The 19194-nt window shown below is 37.1% G+C and carries 18 protein-coding genes; 12 read left to right on the forward strand and 6 right to left on the reverse strand.

Translation table 11 applies throughout. The features are described from left to right. Positions 1–102 precede the first annotated feature (102 nt). Together H2677_RS03570 and H2677_RS03575 are read right to left on the reverse strand one after the other, a co-directional pair. On the reverse strand, positions 103–1749 hold the full coding sequence (locus H2677_RS03570) for an MFS transporter (protein WP_212639154.1): 1647 nt from the start codon (positions 1747–1749) through the stop codon (positions 103–105). 13 nt (positions 1750–1762) lie between these two features. Next, complete coding sequence (locus H2677_RS03575; RefSeq protein WP_130575675.1) at positions 1763–2311, reverse strand: TetR/AcrR family transcriptional regulator; 549 nt, start codon at positions 2309–2311, stop codon at positions 1763–1765. A 187-nt stretch (positions 2312–2498) separates the two neighbouring features. Between H2677_RS03575 and H2677_RS03580 the strand changes: the two genes are divergently transcribed. Further along, the gene (locus H2677_RS03580) at positions 2499–3179 is read left to right on the forward strand and encodes a DUF1345 domain-containing protein (protein ID WP_099948170.1); all 681 of its coding nucleotides are present in this window, start codon (positions 2499–2501) and stop codon (positions 3177–3179) included. A gap of 313 nt (positions 3180–3492) precedes the next feature. Then, positions 3493–4116 (forward strand): LysE family translocator, encoded by a 624-nt coding sequence (locus H2677_RS03585; RefSeq protein ID WP_112987342.1) that lies wholly within the window; start codon positions 3493–3495, stop codon positions 4114–4116. Positions 4117–4173: 57 nt separating this feature from the next. Here the strand turns inward: H2677_RS03585 and H2677_RS03590 are convergent, their stop codons facing one another. Further along, complete coding sequence (locus H2677_RS03590; RefSeq protein ID WP_212639155.1) at positions 4174–5145, reverse strand: MBL fold metallo-hydrolase; 972 nt, start codon at positions 5143–5145, stop codon at positions 4174–4176. Positions 5146–5264: 119 nt separating this feature from the next. Here H2677_RS03590 and H2677_RS03595 point away from each other — a divergent pair, with 119 nt between their 5' ends. Next, a complete protein-coding gene (locus H2677_RS03595; RefSeq protein ID WP_212639156.1) occupies positions 5265–6095 on the forward strand; it encodes a restriction endonuclease in 831 nt (276 codons plus the stop codon). Between the two features lie 57 nt (positions 6096–6152). Here the strand turns inward: H2677_RS03595 and metG are convergent, their stop codons facing one another. Continuing rightward, complete coding sequence (metG, locus tag H2677_RS03600) at positions 6153–8210, reverse strand: methionine--tRNA ligase (RefSeq protein ID WP_212639157.1); 2058 nt, start codon at positions 8208–8210, stop codon at positions 6153–6155. Between the two features lie 173 nt (positions 8211–8383). Between metG and H2677_RS03605 the strand changes: the two genes are divergently transcribed. Next, a complete protein-coding gene (locus H2677_RS03605; RefSeq protein ID WP_130575680.1) occupies positions 8384–9100 on the forward strand; it encodes a hypothetical protein in 717 nt (238 codons plus the stop codon). Positions 9101–9130: 30 nt separating this feature from the next. On the opposite strand, the gene H2677_RS03610 is transcribed toward H2677_RS03605, so the two are convergent. Beyond that, positions 9131–9628, reverse strand: a complete 498-nt coding sequence (locus tag H2677_RS03610; protein WP_130575681.1) for a hypothetical protein — start codon at positions 9626–9628, stop codon at positions 9131–9133. A gap of 107 nt (positions 9629–9735) precedes the next feature. Here H2677_RS03610 and H2677_RS03615 point away from each other — a divergent pair, with 107 nt between their 5' ends. The 4 genes from H2677_RS03615 to H2677_RS03630 all read left to right on the forward strand — a co-directional run bounded on the left by H2677_RS03615 (position 9736) and on the right by H2677_RS03630 (position 13382). Beyond that, a complete protein-coding gene (locus tag H2677_RS03615; protein WP_199955883.1) occupies positions 9736–10272 on the forward strand; it encodes a GNAT family N-acetyltransferase in 537 nt (178 codons plus the stop codon). Positions 10273–10464: 192 nt separating this feature from the next. Continuing rightward, complete coding sequence (locus tag H2677_RS03620; protein ID WP_004960254.1) at positions 10465–11001, forward strand: hypothetical protein; 537 nt, start codon at positions 10465–10467, stop codon at positions 10999–11001. Positions 11002–11151: 150 nt separating this feature from the next. After that, positions 11152–12381 carry an iron-sulfur cluster carrier protein ApbC gene (gene apbC / locus H2677_RS03625; RefSeq protein WP_212639158.1) on the forward strand — a complete coding sequence of 410 codons (1230 nt, stop codon included), beginning with the start codon at positions 11152–11154 and terminating at the stop codon, positions 12379–12381. 128 nt (positions 12382–12509) lie between these two features. After that, on the forward strand, positions 12510–13382 hold the full coding sequence (locus H2677_RS03630) for a 5'-methylthioadenosine/S-adenosylhomocysteine nucleosidase (RefSeq protein WP_212639159.1): 873 nt from the start codon (positions 12510–12512) through the stop codon (positions 13380–13382). An 18-nt stretch (positions 13383–13400) separates the two neighbouring features. On the opposite strand, the gene H2677_RS03635 is transcribed toward H2677_RS03630, so the two are convergent. Beyond that, the gene (locus H2677_RS03635; RefSeq protein WP_212639160.1) at positions 13401–13958 is read right to left on the reverse strand and encodes a DUF2062 domain-containing protein; all 558 of its coding nucleotides are present in this window, start codon (positions 13956–13958) and stop codon (positions 13401–13403) included. Positions 13959–14284: 326 nt separating this feature from the next. Here H2677_RS03635 and H2677_RS03640 point away from each other — a divergent pair, with 326 nt between their 5' ends. The 4 genes from H2677_RS03640 (at position 14285) to H2677_RS03655 (ending at position 18997) form a co-directional block, all read left to right on the forward strand. Next, positions 14285–14878 carry a LysE family translocator gene (locus H2677_RS03640; protein ID WP_112987335.1) on the forward strand — a complete coding sequence of 198 codons (594 nt, stop codon included), beginning with the start codon at positions 14285–14287 and terminating at the stop codon, positions 14876–14878. Between the two features lie 105 nt (positions 14879–14983). After that, positions 14984–15553 (forward strand): dCTP deaminase, encoded by a 570-nt coding sequence (gene dcd / locus H2677_RS03645; protein ID WP_004914176.1) that lies wholly within the window; start codon positions 14984–14986, stop codon positions 15551–15553. A gap of 239 nt (positions 15554–15792) precedes the next feature. Then, entirely contained in the window at positions 15793–17445 is a 1653-nt protein-coding gene (locus tag H2677_RS03650; RefSeq protein ID WP_212639161.1) for a hypothetical protein, read from the forward strand. 64 nt (positions 17446–17509) lie between these two features. Further along, positions 17510–18997 carry a tryptophan halogenase family protein gene (locus H2677_RS03655; protein ID WP_212639571.1) on the forward strand — a complete coding sequence of 496 codons (1488 nt, stop codon included), beginning with the start codon at positions 17510–17512 and terminating at the stop codon, positions 18995–18997. The last annotated feature ends 197 nt before the right edge of the window (positions 18998–19194 follow it).

Here is a 19194-nt window from a genome sequence, read left to right on the forward strand (position 1 = left end):
TGTCAGACTGAGCATGATTATTCTGCTCAGCGTTTTCGATCTTGGAGCTTTCAGGTTTCTCTTGTTCAGACATAATTTTTTCTCAATCAAATACAATAAAAGTTAATTTGCTGTTTGCAAGCTTCTACGGGTTTTGTACTTATTCCGAGCATATTTAAATAAGCCCCAAAGCAGCAAAATAATGGCAAAGATGCCATTTAATGCAATCACATCGTTGTAGGCACGAACCTGAGCTTCACGAGTCACCACCTTATTTAAATTCTGTAGGGCTTGATTGTTTTGTAAAACAGGGTCATTCGTTGTGAGCATTGAACTATGTTGATAACTTTGCAAACGCTGTGCGACAAGGGGATCGGTAGGATCGAGATTGCTACTAATCTCAACTTTATAATCATAAGTGTGGCGTTGCTGATAGGTATTGAAAAATGATGAACCGACTAAACCACCAAAGTTTTGTGTGGCTGAGAACAATACAATAAAGGTCACGACATATTGAGGACCACGTTGTAAGGTACGCATAAAACCCATCAATAGCAGTGGACCAATAAATACGCCCCCTGCAAAACTCACCAAGAACTGGCTTCGATAAAAGTTTGCAGGTCGTACATCACTGGTCAGGTGATAATCCAAAGCACAGGCGATCAGAATTAAAACTTCAGCCAGAAATAAATTTAAAATTAAGCGATCACGATGAAATGTCAGCGCACTAAATACTGAACCTGCAATCGTTCCACAGAAAATAACCACATAAAGCGGAACAAATTGATCAGGACCCATACCAACAGTTTTTAGAAAATTGACCGCAGCGTAGCTTTGTTCAGACATTAATAGTCTGAGCGCAAAGGCACTGACGATGAAACTCAAAAGATCGCCTGTCGCCAACCAACGTGTCATGATCAGTGGATTGCGACGATAATGTTCATAAGTCAAACCAAACACAATTAAACAAAAACCGACGATCAAGGTATAGGCTAACCAAGGGCTATCAAACCACCAGTGAATAGGCCCTTGTGTTAACACGATACACAGGCAGGCGAAACCTGGAGCGAGCAGTGCAAAGGTAAAGAAGTCTTGTTTCTCAAAAACCGCGAGACGCATACTTCGAGGCAGTTTTAAAGCTACCACCATTGCAAAACAACAAATTGCCAAACCCAGTTCAAAGGTATAAATCACATCCCATTGATTGGCGCTTAGTAAAAACGGCGAGATAATCCAAGCCAAAGGCAAACCGAGTTGCTGAAAGCCGAAAGCCAAATAAATCCCTTTTGCCATATCTGCTTTACCAAAAGCTTGCATGGTGTAATACATACCCAATGAGCTAAGTGGAGCAGCGGCTAAACCTGCAATAAAACGGACAAATAAAGCCATTTCATAGGTTTTGACAAAGATGTGTAAGACCAATACACCGATGAATACTAATAATCCAATTTCTGAAAATAGCCTTAAGCCATACTGTTGCCGAGCTTTAAATAGGATCAAATTTGAACTGACATTTGCCATCACATAAGCAGCAGGTAACCAAGCTGCTTGTGATGGTGTGAGACCATACTCACCTTGGAAAATTGGTAAATTAGCGACAATAAAACCATTACTTAAACTGGCAGCAATACAAATAAATAGCCCAATAAAGAAATATGCAAAACGTTTTGGCTTTGCATGTGCGATAGCCGCAGGAGAGCCGGGAAGCGTAGGGCGTTCATCGGCTGACCAATCGGGTGGAGTTTCAAGATAGCGAGGGCTGTTATCCATATTATTCCTCGAACTAAATTTTGATGCCGTTTAATAATAATTCTATTGCGCGTTTTGCCAGTCGTACTTGATCAGAAGCAGGATGCCCTTGAAACGAAGAGCCTAAGATCGCCGTAATCATGCCAAAGTCTTGTGGGGTCAGATCAGGGCGACATAATTGATGTTCTATGGCTTTATCAATTAAAGGTTGTAATGCTTTATCTCGTCGCTCATAAATGTTTAGCATGATTGGGTCTTGGCGATCAATGATACGCCAGTAATCAATCAGTACGATCAGATGAGGGAGTTGTTCAATATGCCCTTCAATCAAACGAATAAAACCATCATTATATTCGAGTAGAGCGGATGCTCTCTGTTCTAAGCGCATCATCGCTTGATCAAGTAGGGCAAACATGAGTGCTTTACGATCAGCGAAATTACGATAAAAGGTTGCTCGTCCTACGCCTGCATGATCAATAATCGCTTGTAATGGCACATGTACACCTTGAGCCCGAAATACCTCTTCTGCTGCATGAAGCAATTCCTCGCGGTTATGAGCAGCTTGTTGAACACGTTTATTCATTATTGAACTTGCTAGGTATAAATTGGATAAGAGTTATTTAACGGACAAACCTGTCCGATGTAAATAAACGATCGATATCTGATTTGTTTATATTGAGTAATAGGGGTAAATTGGTTTGTGTAGCAACAAACTTATCGTATTAAAAAATAAAACAATTTGATTTTGAAAATTTTAAGGTAGGTTTTATATGCAAGCCTTTATGCATCGATTTTTTCGTGGTTTAAAACATCGTCCATACTTATCCGCAACTTTTGCTTTGGGCTTCGTTATCTTTTTTGTGCTGCAAACATTCAGCTCATGGCATTGGGCGACACGGCTACAAATTGGCTGGAATACTGCAATCTGGCTATATTTGTTTATGATTCTAAAGATGATGTGGCGTTTAGATCCAGAACACATCTTAGAACGGGCAAAGCAACAAGATGAAGGGAAGTGGATGATACTTACGGTTGCTTTAATCGCAATTGTTGTTTGTTTTATTTCGATTGCTGTGCAACTCAGTCATGTTCCCAAAGATCAAGCAATCATTAAAACGATTCTGATCTTGCTAACGATAGGAACTATTTTCTCATCGTGGCTATTACTGCATACCTTGTTCGCTATTCATTATGCACATGACTATTATCTTGCGAAAAGCCGTCAAGTCGATGGGGGATTGGATTTTCCAAAAACAGATCAACCTGATTATCTCGATTTTGTCTATTTCAGCTATATCATTGGCACTTCTGCACAAACCGCAGATGTTTCTATTACCAGCTCACAGCTTAGACATCTGAATATTTTTCATTGTGTTTTAGCTTTTATTTTTAATACAGTGATTTTGGCGGTTGCAATCAATGTGGCAGCGAGTCTGATCGGTTTTGGCTAATTAACAATGCTTAATGAATCTATAAGGTGATTTTTATTATTTAAAATAGTGAAATAGTGGAGTAAATACTTAATCTTTTAGCTGGCTAAATAAGAAATGTAGATGATTGGTATTTTATTTAATAGCTCATCTTAGCTCTGTATTTTAGACAGTTTTTTATATAAGTTATTTAATTTTTATTATTGTTTTTAATTAATTTATTGAATTGTAAGATTTTATCTATGCACTGTGGTTTGTAAAAAAATAGTATCTTGTATGAGCCTTTTTCGCATAAAATATTTGCTAGAAAATTATTCTAATTTTGAGGTTTATCTTGGAATCAATATTGATTTTAGGCTCGATTACATTGGCATTGATGTTGGGTGCGATTAGCCCTGGTCCGACATTTATTTATGTTGCAAAAAACTCGATTGCGATTTCACGTAAACATGGTTTATTTACTGCGCTTGGTACAGGTACGGGTGCCGCGTTGTTTGGTTTTCTAGCTGTGATGGGATTACAGGCGATCTTACTAGCAGTGCCTTCAGCATATTTGGCTTTAAAAATCTTTGGTGGTCTGTATTTACTTTGGCTCGCTTATAAAATTATTAAACATGCCAAAGAACCAATGGCATCAACTGAAGGTGCTGTTCATAACATGAGCTATGCACAAGCTTTTCGTTTAGGTCTCATCACGCAGTTGAGTAATCCTAAAATTGCGATCGTGCTTGCCAGTATTTTTACTGCTTTATTACCTAAAGAAATTCCAACTTATTTCTATGTGGTGTTGCCAGTTTTGTGTTTCTTTATTGATGCAGGTTGGTATTCTCTAGTGGCTGTTGCATTGTCAGCAGAAGGACCACGTAAAGTTTATTTAAAATCTAAAGCTGTTTTTGATCGTATCGCAGGTGGTGTCATGACCTTGCTTGGATTGAAGTTGATCTTTGGAATGAAGTAATAAAAAAGAGCGACCAACAAGGTCGCTTTTTTATAGGTTAAATTCTGCTTATTCCACTTAATCTTTAAAATGGATCGGAATCCATTGATAGCTTTTTCCATCAGCTGAATAAATATGCCCAATACCCGGAAATGGTAAATGTGGTGCAGCAATTGTTTGACCATTTTTAGCAAAATTTGCAAATTGCTTTAAGCGAGTTTCAACGGCTTTTTTCGGGTCAATATCATACTCAATAGCAGTTTCAGGTCGATCAAACTGAACAGTGTGTGAATGAACAATATCTCCAATAAACACGATGCTTTCACCTTTGCTTTTTAGCTCATAGCTAAAATGCCCTGGTGTATGTCCTGCCGTGTTAATAACTTTAAAACCTTGAATGTCATCACCGAGTTTATAGGTTTTAAAGCGTTGCTTGGCTTGGTAAGGTGTAATCGCTTGTTTAATTTTCTCAACCGTACCTGTGTAATTGGCTTGTTTTTCTTTCGGTAGTTTTGCTGCTTGTTTCGGATCTAACCAATATTTTGCTTCATCATCTGATACATAGACTGTCGCATTAGGGAAATTTGCAACACCATCTTTACTGATACCACAGACATGGTCGGGATGTAGATGTGTGAGTAGAATGGTATCGACTTGTTCAGGTTGATAGCCTGATGCTTTTAGGTTAGTTAAAACTGAACCTAAATGAGCACCAAAACAACTGGCTGCACCGCTATCGACTAAAACTAGTGATTTCCCTGTATTGACGAGGAACGCATTCACTGAAGTTTGTACGCCTTTCTCTTGATCTGCATAGTATTTTTTTAAGATTTCTTGGACTTGTTGTTGCGGTATGTCTTTAAACAAGTTTGGCGACATAAAGTTTGTACCATCGAGCAGGGCTGTGATTTGTACGTCACCAGCTTGATATTGGTAATAACCAGAGACTTGTTTTTGTGCTTGGATTGAAGTTTGGGGAGGGATAGCGGCAAATGTTGTAAGACTAAGAAAACTTGTACTGATCAAAGCTGATATGAGGATTTTATTCATTGGTAAAATTTCTCAAATTTAATTGAATTATCTATTTTTTAGCATGGAATAGATTTTTAGGTAGGAAATTTTTCATAGAATATGTAAATTAGTAAAAAGATTTTATTAATAAACTCAAAATGATGTCAAAAGATTGGTTTGATTTTCAAGAAAAAATAGCTCAACACTTTAGATGCTTGGGGGTTAGTGCTGTTACGAATGAGACTGTACGAGGAATTAGAACTGATCATGAAATTGATGTTTATGTTACATCTCAGTATTTATGTACTAATATTAAATGGATAGTTGAAGCTAAATATTGGAAAACTAAAGTACCTAAAGAAAAGGTATTAGCTTTACGTACAATAGTTGATGATGTGGGAGCTGATAAAGGGTTCATTATATCTGAAGCTGGATTTCAATCTGGTTCTAAAGAAGCAGCGCAGAATACAAATATAGTTCTCTTGACATTCGATGAGTTAGTTTTAAGCTCAACAAATATGATACAAAGTTTAATACTTGAATCATTTAGTCGAAGAATTAGGTTTCTTGAAAATAAATATTACGCTCATGAAAAGAATGTCAGAGTTAAATATGGCTTAAGAAATGATTTTCTAGAGTATCCTATAAGTTTTTCAGGTAATTTACTAATATTTCTAATATATGATTCTATAGCAGCAGCTATAAGAGGTGAATACCCAATAACTTTCGATAATTATATGTTAGAAAAAGTAGGGGTTAACAAAGCAGATAATTTCTTAGAGTTAATTAATTGGCTTAATTTAAATTTGAATTGGTTCGATGAAAAAATTTACTTCGCTGAGGCTGAAATGCATTTAAATAGTGATTATCGTCCTGATTTTCATAAAATAGATACACATAAAAAATCTTGGTATGAAATTAGTCTAGATTTGAAAGAAAAATCTGAACTAGAGAAAAAAATGTTGTTACAAGCTATTGATAATTTTTGAAGCTGCTAAAAAAGCCCCTACATCAGTAGAGGCTTTTCTTATCTAACATTTAAATTCTTAAGACACTTTATCACCAGCTTTAGCACCAGATTTAGGTGAAATTACCCAAACACCTTCACCATTACCTGCGGCAAGTACCATACCGTTAGAAATACCAAAACGCATCTTACGTGGTGCAAGGTTCGCGACCATCACTACTAATTTGCCTTTTAAATCTTCTGGCTGATAGAACTCACGAATACCACTAAACACATTACGTGGTTCAGCTTCACCAACATTTAAAGTGAGTTGAAGTAATTTATCAGAACCCTCGACAGTTGAAGCTTCTAAAACTTCAGCTACACGGAGGTCAACTTTCATAAAGTCTTCAATACCAATAATTTCAGCTTCACCCACTTTAGGTTCAGGCTTCTTCTCGGCTTTCTTCTCTTTTTTCTTTTCCACTTTTGGTGCTTCTGCTGCAGCAGCTAAAGAGTCTTTAGATGCATCCACCATGGCTGCAACTGCTTTAGGATCAACACGCTGCATAAGCGGTTGGAATTGAGCAATTTCATGTGCAACGAGGATTTGTTGACGTGATGCAAAGTCAAAGCTTTCAAGTTGTAAGAAAGACTGAACTTGAGCCGCAAGTGTTGGAAGCACTGGAGCTAAGTAAATCGCAAGCTGACGGAATAAGTTGATACCAACTGAGCAAACATCATGAACTTGTTGTTCTTGACCTTCTTGCTTCGCAAGCGCCCACGGTTTTTTCTCATCAATATATTGATTCGCTTTGTCAGCAAGAGCCATGATTTCACGAATAGCAGCAGAGAATTCACGTGCTTCATAGGCTTGAGCAATTGAATCGCCCGCATCAATAAAGCTTTGAACCAATTCAGGTTCAGCGCATGTGTTTGAAAGCGTATTATTGAAATTGCTGTTAATGAATTTTGCACAACGGCTGGCAATATTTACCACTTTACCTACAAGGTCAGAATTCACTTTCTGTACGAAGTCATCCAAATTCAAATCCGAATCTTCAACTTTGTCAGAAAGCTTAGAAGCAAAGTAATAACGTAAATATTCTGGGTTCAAGTGCTGTAAATAAGTTTCAGCTTTGATGAATGTGCCGCGAGATTTTGACATCTTCTGACCATTCACTGTCAAGAAACCATTTACAAATAAACCAGATGGCGTGCGGTAGTTCGCACCTTCAAGCATTGCAGGCCAGAACAGTGCATGGAAGTAAACAATGTCTTTACCAATGAAGTGATAAACTTCTTTGTCGCTGTCTTTTTTCCAGAAATCATCAAAGCTTAGATCAGGACGTTTAGTTTTGATGTAGTTTTCAAAACTCGACATATAACCAATCGGAGCGTCTACCCAAACATAGAAATATTTGTTTGGTGCATCTGGAATTTCAAAACCGAAATAAGGCGCATCACGTGAAATATCCCAATCTGATAAACCTGATTCAAACCATTCATCTAGTTTGTTGGCAATAGACAATGGTAAACGACCTTGATCACGTGTCCATTTCTGTAAGTATTCTGAGAAATTCGGTAGTTTAAAGAAATAGTGATCTGATGATTTCTCAACTGGCGTTGCACCACTCAATGTTGAGCGTGGGTTTAATAACTCAGTCGCGTTATAGGTTGTACCGCAGACTTCACATGAGTCGCCATATTGATCTTCTGCTTTACATTTCGGGCACGTGCCTTTAATGAAACGATCAGACAAGAACATGCCTTTTTCAGGATCAAATAATTGTGTGACAGGGCGAACAGCGATATTGCCTGCTTCACGGTTTTTGATGTAAATCTCAGATGCACGTGCTTTGTTTGCATCGCTATGAGTTGAATCATAATGATCGAAATGCACACCAAAACCATCAAAATCACGAATGTGTTCTTTCTGAACATTTGCAATTTGCGCTTCAGGACTGATGCCATTCGCTTCAGCACGTAACATGATCGCTGTACCATGAGCATCATCCGCACATACGTAAGTCACGTCATGACCCATTGCACGCATCGCACGAACCCAAATATCTGCTTGGATATAACCGAGTAAGTGACCCATATGGATAGGACCATTGGCATAAGGAAGGGCATTGGTGACTAAAATTTTACGCACGGATATTGTTCTCTCATTCGTATTTACAAGGTGGCTATTCTAACGGACTTTTGAGTTTCATGCATGACATTCTGTGGTGAGAATGCGGTAATGATTGTTTGAAAGTGAGCTATTCAACTGCTTAGAACTTTTATAAAATACAAGAATATAAAATTAACAAATGGATAATGAAAATGTGGATTTGGGTGCTTATTATTGTCACCGTGGGGATTATTTTATGGTGGGGTGTTGTTCCCCTGATTGCACGACAATATAGAAAGAAAATTGCAGAATATGCGTTGCAATATGGAAATGTTCCGATCACTTATAGTGATGCCTTTGATTCAAAAACATTGAGAAAACAATGGAACGAACATGTGCAACAAGGACAATTTTTATTTTTACAACAATATGAACTTTATCAACAATGGGGTTTTTTGATTTGTAATTTCTATAGTAATCAATTAATTAAGAATAATTTGATTCATAATTATTTTCTGGCTGATGACGAGGATCAAGTAGAAGCTAGCCGAAAGCAAGCTTATGCAATCTTAAATGCGTCTGATGTAAGTCGGACAAAGTGGAATGATGCCGTATTCACGCTAGAGAGATTAGCATGGATGAATGACGATGCGATTGCAGCAACATATTTGGGCAACTTACTTTCTCAAAGCCACACCACGCCGAAAAGTATTCGACAAGCATGGCATTGGTATCGTTTGGCGACCAATATTACTGACTCAGAAGATAATGCTTTTCATCAAGTAATTGAATTGGCTAAACGCTATCCTGACGTTTTTAATGATGAAGATTTTCAGGATAACTTTTATTTTTTAGAACAACATATGTATTCAGAAATATTTAAACGAAATATCTTTATAGAAGATTGGCAAGAAAAATTCCAAAAATAAAGGTCTAAAATATTTTAGACCTGATCACCATTACATACTCTGCATCTGCTTAACGGTAACACTTTGCTTAGCGTTCTTTCTTAAAGAGATGATTTTCCCTTTAGATAAGAAATGGATGTGATAGCTTTTTAAACTATTGGTTTTTGGATCAACTGTAATTTCGGCAAAGAGTGGCGTTTGCCAAATTTCATCACTTCCTAAAGTACCTAACCAAGCCTGAGCTTTAATTACAGCGGTAAATTCATCTTTAACTTGTAGATCGCTAATACTTAATTCACTGCACCAATGAACGGTCTTTGGGAATTCAACTTTTGAAAATTTCCAACAAATTGAAAGTGCCAAACTTGTTGCGATTCCAGCATAATCGTTGCTTTCATTATGAATGACAGGAAGTAATTGTTCTGCCAAATCACCTTCAAAAGAATCAATCATGCTTTGGATTCTTCTTTTACTCGAAAGAATATAGTTCAGGCGCTTTTGTTGAGCTTGCAGTTCATTTTGAATTTCTAGAAGTTCATTTTCATTCATATATAAAGCTTTATAAGTCAGGTTAATTTCACGATAGCGCAAAAGTATATCTGATCTAATTCCCTATATTGTGAATAGTTTTTAATACAAATTTAATGGTTCTAAAAATGATCGAAACACCAAGACTGATTTTACGCCAATGGCGAGACACGGATTATTTACCTTTTGCAGAGATGAGTGCTAATCCAGAGGTTATGCGGTATTTTCCAAAAGTTTTAACGCGCGCTGAAAGCGATGTATATATAGATAAATTAAAGGCAATTATTGAAAAACAGGGTTGGGGCTTTTGGGCAGTAGAATTAAAACAGACTCAACAATTGATAGGCTTGGTAGGATTACATGATCAACCCACACAGTTTTCATTTTCGCCTTGTGTTGAAATTGGCTGGCGCTTAGATCAACCATTTTGGGGCAAAGGTTATGCAAAAGAAGCAGCAAATGCAGCCTTAGATTTTGCTTTTAATCATTTGCAGCTTGAAACTGTTGTGTCTTTTACCACTTTAGAAAATCTGCGATCACAAGCGCTTATGCAAAGCTTAGGGATGAGGAAATTAGCAGAATTTCAACATCCTGCTCTAGTTCAAGATCATCCATTAAGTTGGCATGTATTGTATGAGATTCAGCAGTCTGATCGTATCAAGTAATTTAGTTGTGTTATGCATTTATATGATTTTTATATATGAAAATTCAAATGGTTATTAATCAGCAATAAATTTGAATCATCCTGTATCCCATTTGTTTCAATTTGCAGCAAACACGATAAGTGTAGGCAGAATCTTGTATAACTGTAATAGAAATCAACGACAGCTTTTACGAAATAACAAGAGGAACAAGACATGAGTAATGACAAAATTGATCAGTTAAAACAGTTCGCAGCAAAAGATTTAGAGCAAACCAAAGCAGACTTTCAGCAGGCTAAAGATAAAGTCAGTGAGCTTGGAAGTGATATCAAACAAAAAGGTCAGGAAACTGTAGAGGATGTAAAAAACTTCGCAGCGAAAGATATTGATCAAACTAAAGCTGATTTACAGCAAGCTAAAGATAAAGCCAATGAGTTGAAGCAAAAAGGCGAGCAAGCTTTAGATGATTTAAAGACCAATGCAAGCGATCAATACGGTGAAAGTAAAGCTGCATTATCAGCTAAAGCAGATGAGTTAAAAGAAAAACTGGCGGATACTCAACATGCTGCCAAAGAGAAATTAGATCATTTAAAAGAAGAGGCAACGCATAAATTAGAAGATGCAAAAGCCAAAGCAGCTGAGTTAAAAGATGAGGCAGCTGCAAAATTTGATGATCTGAAAGCTCAAGCTAGCAGCAAGTTAGATGATTTAAAGAAAGCTGCCACTGATACGATCAATAAATTCAAAGGCTAATCACGATAAAGCTTTAACAATCGACGCTGATAGGCAAAGATAAATTGCGACATAAAATTGAGCAATTACGGTCTTTGATATGAGCGTCGAATCTCCAATACTGCTAAACTAACCACATTCAGTGAGTATGATCAGTTTTTGGAGTACAAAATGTCGTGGCTTTCTTCCTTAAAATCCGTTTTTTCGCCTGCGCAAGAAGTGAAGGAAGATGAAATCCAAACAGTCCTTCAAAATTATATTCTTCCAAACTCTGAAAATGCCTTGAAAGATCGTATAAGCCAAGTTAATGTTCAAGGTCGCATCCTACAGCTCACGATCAATACATTTCCTGAAGAAAAAGATCATTTACAACAAATCCATGATGAACTTGCAGATGCCTTAGAAAAGTGTGGTATCCAAGAACTCAATCTGCATATTATTCAGCAGAAACATGCTGCCCATGGCGAGGCAGGACATAGTTGTTCATCTAAACCCAAAGCACAAAACACCAACCTTCCTCCAGTGATGGATGCATCTCCTAAAGCTGAAGCTGACCCAAATAATCCTCCGATTGAGAAAGCTGCACCACAACAACGAGATGTTGCTCCACATCCACGTATTCAAAACGTAATCTTGGTATCGTCGGGTAAAGGTGGTGTAGGTAAATCAACCACAACTGTGAATCTTGCGCTCGCATTGCAAAAACTCGGTTTAAAAGTTGGGGTATTGGATGCAGATATCTATGGTCCAAGTATTCCAACTATGTTAGGCAATGCTGGTCGCACACCACAGATTGAAAATGAACATTTTGTTCCTTTAGATGCTTATGGAATGGCAGTGATTTCAATCGGTCATTTGATTGGTGCGCATAACACTCCTGTAGCATGGCGTGGTCCTAAAGCCACTGGCGCATTGATGCAGTTATTTAATCAAACTCTGTGGCCAGATTTGGATGTATTGGTCATCGACATGCCACCAGGTACAGGCGATATTCAATTAACGCTTGCACAGCGTATCCCAGTGACTGGTGCGGTAATTGTTACTACACCGCAAAATGTTGCCTTAATGGATGCTGTAAAAGGGATTGAATTATTTAATAAAGTGAATATTCCTGTACTCGGTGTGATTGAGAATATGTCAACACATGTTTGTTCTAACTGTGGACATGAAGAGCAAATATTTGGTACGGGTGGTGGTGATCAGCTTTCTGAACAATATGACATACCTTTACTAGGTCGTTTACCTTTAGATGCAAAAATCCGAGAGAATGCCGATAATGGTAAACCAAGTGTCATTGCACAAGATGTCGCTTCTGAAAGCTATATAAATATTGCGGAAAGTGTCTTAAGACAGATGGAAAAACTTCCAAAACGTCAGAGAGATGACAAGCGCATTTTCTAATTGATGGTTATTTTTAAGTTCGGCCCAACATTTCGTTGGGCTTTTCTTTGTTTAATGTTTTAAATATATCGTTTGGTAAAATATGGCATGGGAGTTGCTTCATCACTATTTTATTTTCGAGTGATGATATGAAGTCCGTCAAAAGAGCTGTAAGTATTCTGGGATTGTGTAGTGCATTTTTACTGAGTGCTTGTAATGGTGAAGATTCTCCAAAAGAGACTGAGCAATTAGAAACTAAATTACAACCCATCGTGATCCAAGGTGCTTTACCTGTCGAATCTGAACGTATGGCATCAAAATTAGAGAATGTCAGTGTTGAAACAGTGGGTGGATGGAAGTTTTGGAAAGGAACTTATAAAGGTTATCCAGTGATCGTGTCCAAAACACGTATGGGCATGAGTAATTCTGCCGCAGCTACAGCACTTGCAATTGAGCGATATCAACCCATTGCAATTATTAATCAAGGTACATCAGGCGGGCATGATCCTGCTTTAAAGGTGTTTGATATTGTATTAGGCAAATACACGACAAATATTGGTGCGTTTAGAACACCAAGATTACCGATAGGGGGCGGTTCAAACTCATTGGCATGGACAGAGGCATTTGATGTATTACCAGAAGATGAGTCTGACCCTGAACCGATTGCGATACGCAAATTTGAAGGTGATCAACAGTTACTGATTGCTGCACATAAAGCAAAAACTTTTTACAGCAAAGGGAATGTGGTTGAGGGAACGATTGGTTCAGCAGATGTTTGGAATAATGAGCTAGATCGAATCCAGTTTTTCCATAATAATTATCAAACTTCTGTAGAGGAGATGGAGGCAGCTTCTGTTGCACAGATTGCACATCAGTTTGATGTTCCATTTTTAGGTATAAGAATTTTATCTAATAATATTACTAATAATGGTGCATATAACCCTGCTACGGGTGAGGCATGTCAGGACTATGTACTTGATGTGGTTGAACAATACATGAAACAACAATTGGATAAAAACTAAAGATTTAGAAGAAATCAGCTAAATGATTTCTTCTTGATTATTTTGAATTCTGTTTTTCCAGCTTTTTATAACAAACCAGCGCCATAAGAGGTGAGTCGCACAATAAAACAGTAAAGCAAACAGAATGGCTTCTATCATTAAACCTGAAATTAAGATTTTTGCCAGACTCAAGTCTATATGCCCATGTCCAAAGTTTTTTAACCAATTGATGATTTGATGTAGCACACCCAATAACATCTCTTGATCAATCATATTGACATGATAAATCTTAGTACCAAACCAAAAGCCTAAATAAAGTATAGGAACTACAGTGAGAGGATTGGTCAGCCATGCCATACACAGTCCGATCGGCAAATTAACCTCAAACCATAGGATTGTCAGAATAATAAATAAACTATGGAAAGGTACAGGTAATATGCCCCAAAAGGTACCAATAAACATCGCTTTGGCGATAGAGTGACGATTCACATACCAAAGTAAAGGATTTAAGGTACTTTGCCCAAAAATGCGCATAAACTTGAGTTGAGCAACTTTCTCTGATGAAGGAAGCCACTTATGAAAAAATTGCTTAGGCATAAAATATTGGCGAGTAGAAGAATGGAAATAGTGTGATCAACTGATTATAAAATAGCACTATTTGCTTAGGCCTAGCTTAAATTTCATGCTAAATCTTAATCTAATCAGTAAAATGTTATTCAAAAATTCACGGTAATCGTACTTTAAATATACACAGATATCTAGGTGACTGTTCAGTAGTGAGCTACTTGAAATTTATAAAGATGAAATAAAATAAATAGTTAAATAATTGTAGTGAAATTAACGTTATAAGTGCTTACAGTTATTTTTTTGCTATAAAATTGTAATTGGATTAATCTCAGAGAATCCTTTAGTGAGGTCATTCAATGATTTCATGGTTTTTCATTGGTTTAGTTATAACCATATTATTTACTCCTGGCCCAACCAACACATTATTGGCATCATCTGGTGTTCAGGTTGGTGTACGCAAATCACTTTTACTTATCCCAGCTGAAGCATTGGGTTATATCGTTGCTATAACAGCTTGGGGTATGTTGATTGGCAAAGTATCAACAGCTTTACCATTACTTCCTACCTTTTTAAAGTTAATGAGCGCTGGCTATATTTTGTATTTGGCGATTAAGCTTTGGCGTACAGCGAATCAACAAGTGGCATTAAATCAACCAACTATTCGCCCACGTGAATTATTGTTTGCTACGCTTTTAAATCCTAAAGCGTTGTTGTTTGCTTCTGCAATTTTTCCAGCAGTTGCATGGAAGAACCAAGACATTTACTTAGTACATATGAGTGTTTTTGTTGGTTTGATTTTGCCGATTGCTCTGTTTTGGATATCTGTTGGAGCAATGTTGGCGACCAATAAGGTTAAATGGCTTTCACAATCAAAATTACAACGCACAGCATCTGTCGTGCTTATTAGTTTTTCAATCCCGATCAGCTATTCTGCATTAATCAATTTATAAAGTATCTCTGCTATTCTGCCTATCAGGATAGCAGTCTTATTTTCATTAATGATGATTTACGTTAAAGTACCTGCCAATCATTAATTTAGATTTTGGAAAAAAGTCATGGCAATAAAATCTGATCGTTGGATTCGTGAAATGAGCGAAAAACACGGCATGATTGAACCTTATGCAGAGAATCAAGTTCGTTATGGTGAAAATGGCGAAAAGTTGATTTCTTATGGGGTGTCGAGCTATGGCTATGATGTTCGATGCGCACGTGAATTCAAAGTATTTACCAACGTTCATTCAGCGATTGTTGATCCTAAAAACTTTGACGATAAAAGCTTTATTGATATCGAATCAGACGTTTGTATCATCCCACCAAACTCATTTGCCTTAGCACGTACCATTGAATACTTCCGTATCCCGCGAAATGTACTTACTGTTTGTTTGGGTAAGTCGACTTATGCGCGTTGCGGTATTATTGTAAATGTGACGCCGTTAGAGCCTGAGTGGGAAGGTCACGTTACTTTAGAATTTTCCAATACAACAAACTTACCTGCGCGTATCTATGCAGGTGAGGGTGTCGCACAAATGCTTTTCTTTGAAAGCGATGAAGTGTGTGAAACATCATATAAAGATCGTGGTGGTAAATATCAAGGTCAGACAGGCGTGACTTTACCTAAGACCTAATAATTAGCCCATCTATAACATGATGGGCTTTTTTCTACATATCATTTCTTACAAAATACTTTATCGTTAAAAATAGTTCAGATGAATGAAGCTAGTATTTTGATAAAAATAAGATAGAATGAACATAATTTGGTTTGTTTTTGTACAGAATCACTATAAGCTCATTTAAAGGCCGAGTTGTGGTTTGGCATAACACCTATAAAAAAAATACGGATGTTTAGAACATGGAGGTCGGTTTCATGCGACAGTTTAAGTCTCTTCATTTGGCATTGTTGGCTTTGGGCGGATTGTGCTTGAATACTACTAATGCTACTTCTACTTTAACAAGCTTAACTGATACTGAAATGTCGGCTACAACTGGTCAAGCATTAATGAGTTTGTCATATATTGCTCCTACTGATGCTGCGAACTTGGAAAGAGCTAGATCTGGTGGTGATCAAACGGTCGGGTTTTATAAGTTAGGCATGGAAGCTGAGCTAGAACTTAATGTGAATATTAAGAAATTACAATTAGGTTGTGGTGGTCGTAATGGGCCTGGTTGTGATATTGATTTAGATAATGTGAGTTTGAGTGGTAACCCTGGCATTACAGGTAATCCAGCAACAGATGCTGGCAGTGATCAAAACCGTACAAATCGTGTTGGTAGTTCAGCAAAATTAACAAATCCATTCATAGAATTTGCCATTAAAAATCCAGGTTCTGCAGCTACGCGAGAAATGATCGGTTTTCGTGTTAGTTCAGAAAAAGCACAAGGATTATTAACGATTGGAACAGAAAACTCTGCTGTTCCAAATGGTGTTAATGCTTTATCTGGTTATATACCTGTCCGCTCAGATAGTTCTGGTAAAATTAAAGGTGTAGTTGAAACTGCGCCAAGTTATTTTGATGCTTCTGATCCTTATAACAGAATTTCAGGTTCATTAAATGCCCCTTTAGGTACGGTTGCTAAATTCCATTTAGATCAAGGTGGATTTTGGGTACCAGGATTTAAAAATGTTGGTTTTGAAATTCCTGGATTTACGATTAAAGGTAATCGTATGCCTACGGTTCTATCTCTCAATCCTGTGGTGCGACTACCAGATTTAGTTTTGGGACGTGATTTCAATAACAGTAACTGTGGTAGTGGAAGTAGTCAATGTAATAGTTATGGTCTGTCTTCTAATGGTAGTACTTTCCCTGTGAAACCAACATATACGATTGGAAGTACAACAATTTCTGATGGAGCTGGTGGTAATATTGTCTATTTGAATCCAAATAATATCTCTGCAGTAGGTACACAAGGGGGTGTTAATGATCCAAATCAGGCAAATAACAATACAAATGTTTTAGCTTCTATAAGAGCTAAAGTTGATGGTTGTAGTGGTATTGGTTGTATTGTTGCGGGTAGTAGTTATTACGTAAACATGTATACAAAAGTGAAAAATATTACTGCGAGTGTTACTGTTAATCAACCATTAGGCTTGATTCACTCTTTACCTCTTAATTCTGGAGCATCTCTAAGTTTACAGTCACAAAATCTTCTATGGCCAGGCCAACCTTTAGATGATATTACTTCACCAGGTTGGTGGTTGAGTGTTAAAGATGGTGTTGATTTGGGAACTATTGTTCCAACAAATCCAGTTAATTTGTGTGAAGGTACAACTGCGGTACCACAACAATGTGTTCATCCACAAATTGCTCAGCAAGTAAATGCTTACCTAGCAAACAACCCACCATCAACAAGTGATTTAGGCGGATTGATTACTGGTAATGAGGCATTAGGTATTCAGATTGGAACTACGGGGGCAACAGGTGGCTTTGCATTATCTAATTTGGGTTTAACTGTAAACGGTCTAACTTTAGGTAATCAATATTTTACACCAAACTGTTATGGTAACTTGAAGTTCTGTTAGTTTTTTATATAGTAGATTAAAGCAGCTTCGGCTGCTTTATTTTTTGAATAATAAGGATATAAGAATGATTAATTTGCGAGGGATGGAGCGAGTTGTTGTTGTTGGAGGGGGGACTTCAGGTTGGTTTGCTGCGCTGAAACTCAGACAAATTTTTAGCAGCTCTGTCGAAATTATGGTGATTTCTGCTCCTGAAGTACCAATAGTTGGTGTTGGAGAGGGTGGTATACTTAACTTACTTACAACATTGAATCATTTAAATATAGATTTAAGAAAATTTATAGATGAAACTGGATCTACGCTTAAATTGGGTTTTCGCTATGAAGGATGGCGTACTGGTAAGCAAAATGACTATTTTTACCATCTTTTTTCGGGTAAGACTCAAGAGTTTGAGTGGATGGAGGATGGATTTCACCCTTATTTATCAGGTTTGTTGAATCATGGTATAGATATCAATCGTTATTTAACATCTTATCAATTTTGTGAGGATCGAAAATCATCAGATGAGGTTTTGGCAATTTTAGCGAGAAGAAATAATAATTTTGGAGCTTCGCTACATTTTGACACTTTTAGAGTTGGACAATATCTAAAAAATATAGCTAAGTTGAGAGGTATTGTACATGTTGAGCAGAAAATTCAGGATGTTAAGTTACATCCAGAGACTGGAGATGTAACTGCTATTCAATTAGCTGATCGCGATATTGCATGTAATTTTGTGGTTGATGCTTCAGGTTTTTCTCGTTTATTAATTGGAAAAATATATAAAAGCCCGTGGATTTCATTTGCAGATTCATTACCCATGAATCGTGCTTTACCTTTTCATATAAATCATAAAGATAGGATTGAATTAGTGACACGCGCAACAGCAATGAGCGCAGGTTGGGTATGGCAAATACCATTGCAACAAAGAATTGGAGCTGGCTACGTATATAATGATCAATTTATTACAGATCAACAGGCGCAGCAAGAAGTAGAAATGTGGTTGGGACATGAAATCAGTCCAGCTAAACCAATTTCATTTGAAGCTGGTTATTATCAACAAGTTTGGATAAAGAATGTAGTTGCAATTGGTTTAGCTGGTGGATTCGTTGAACCTTTAGAGGCAACATCAATCGGGCAGATGTTAGAACAGCTCTCATTCTTATCATCATTGATAAAAGGGAGTCATGGAGTGATTTCAGAACAAAGTATTGATTATTATAATCAACAGAATGCACAGGGATGGTTGGGAATAAGAGATTTTATTAGAATGCATTACGATACTGGACGTTCGGACACACCATTTTGGCAGTTTATGCAAACAGTTCCATTATCTGAAAATTATCGTGAGCTAAAAAAATGCTGGCAACATCGAACACCTAGAATGATTGATTTTACCCAATATCAAATGAATAATTTCCAAATGTTTGGTATTTCAAGTTGGTTTGCTGTAGGGACTGGTGTAGGTGTAATAAAACCAGAAGCAACAGCTGCTGAATTATACTCATTATCAGCTGAAAAAAAGCAGAAATTAGCTAAGTATTTGAACGATACAAAACAGCATTTACTCTTATGAAATATACTAAAAATTATGAATGAATTTGAAAATTAGAAAGCTACTGATTCTTCTAAGCCAGTTGTATTTTCATCTATCGGAAAAATGTAACATTTAGCCAGTTTATTTTGCTTTTGTGTAATTATTCGGCATAATGAAAAGTGAGATTACATAGGCAAAATATGCCTTTTATCTTGAGTGATACTCGGAAGTATCCT

The organism is Acinetobacter junii, assembly GCF_018336855.1.
Taxonomy (GTDB): domain Bacteria; phylum Pseudomonadota; class Gammaproteobacteria; order Pseudomonadales; family Moraxellaceae; genus Acinetobacter; species Acinetobacter junii.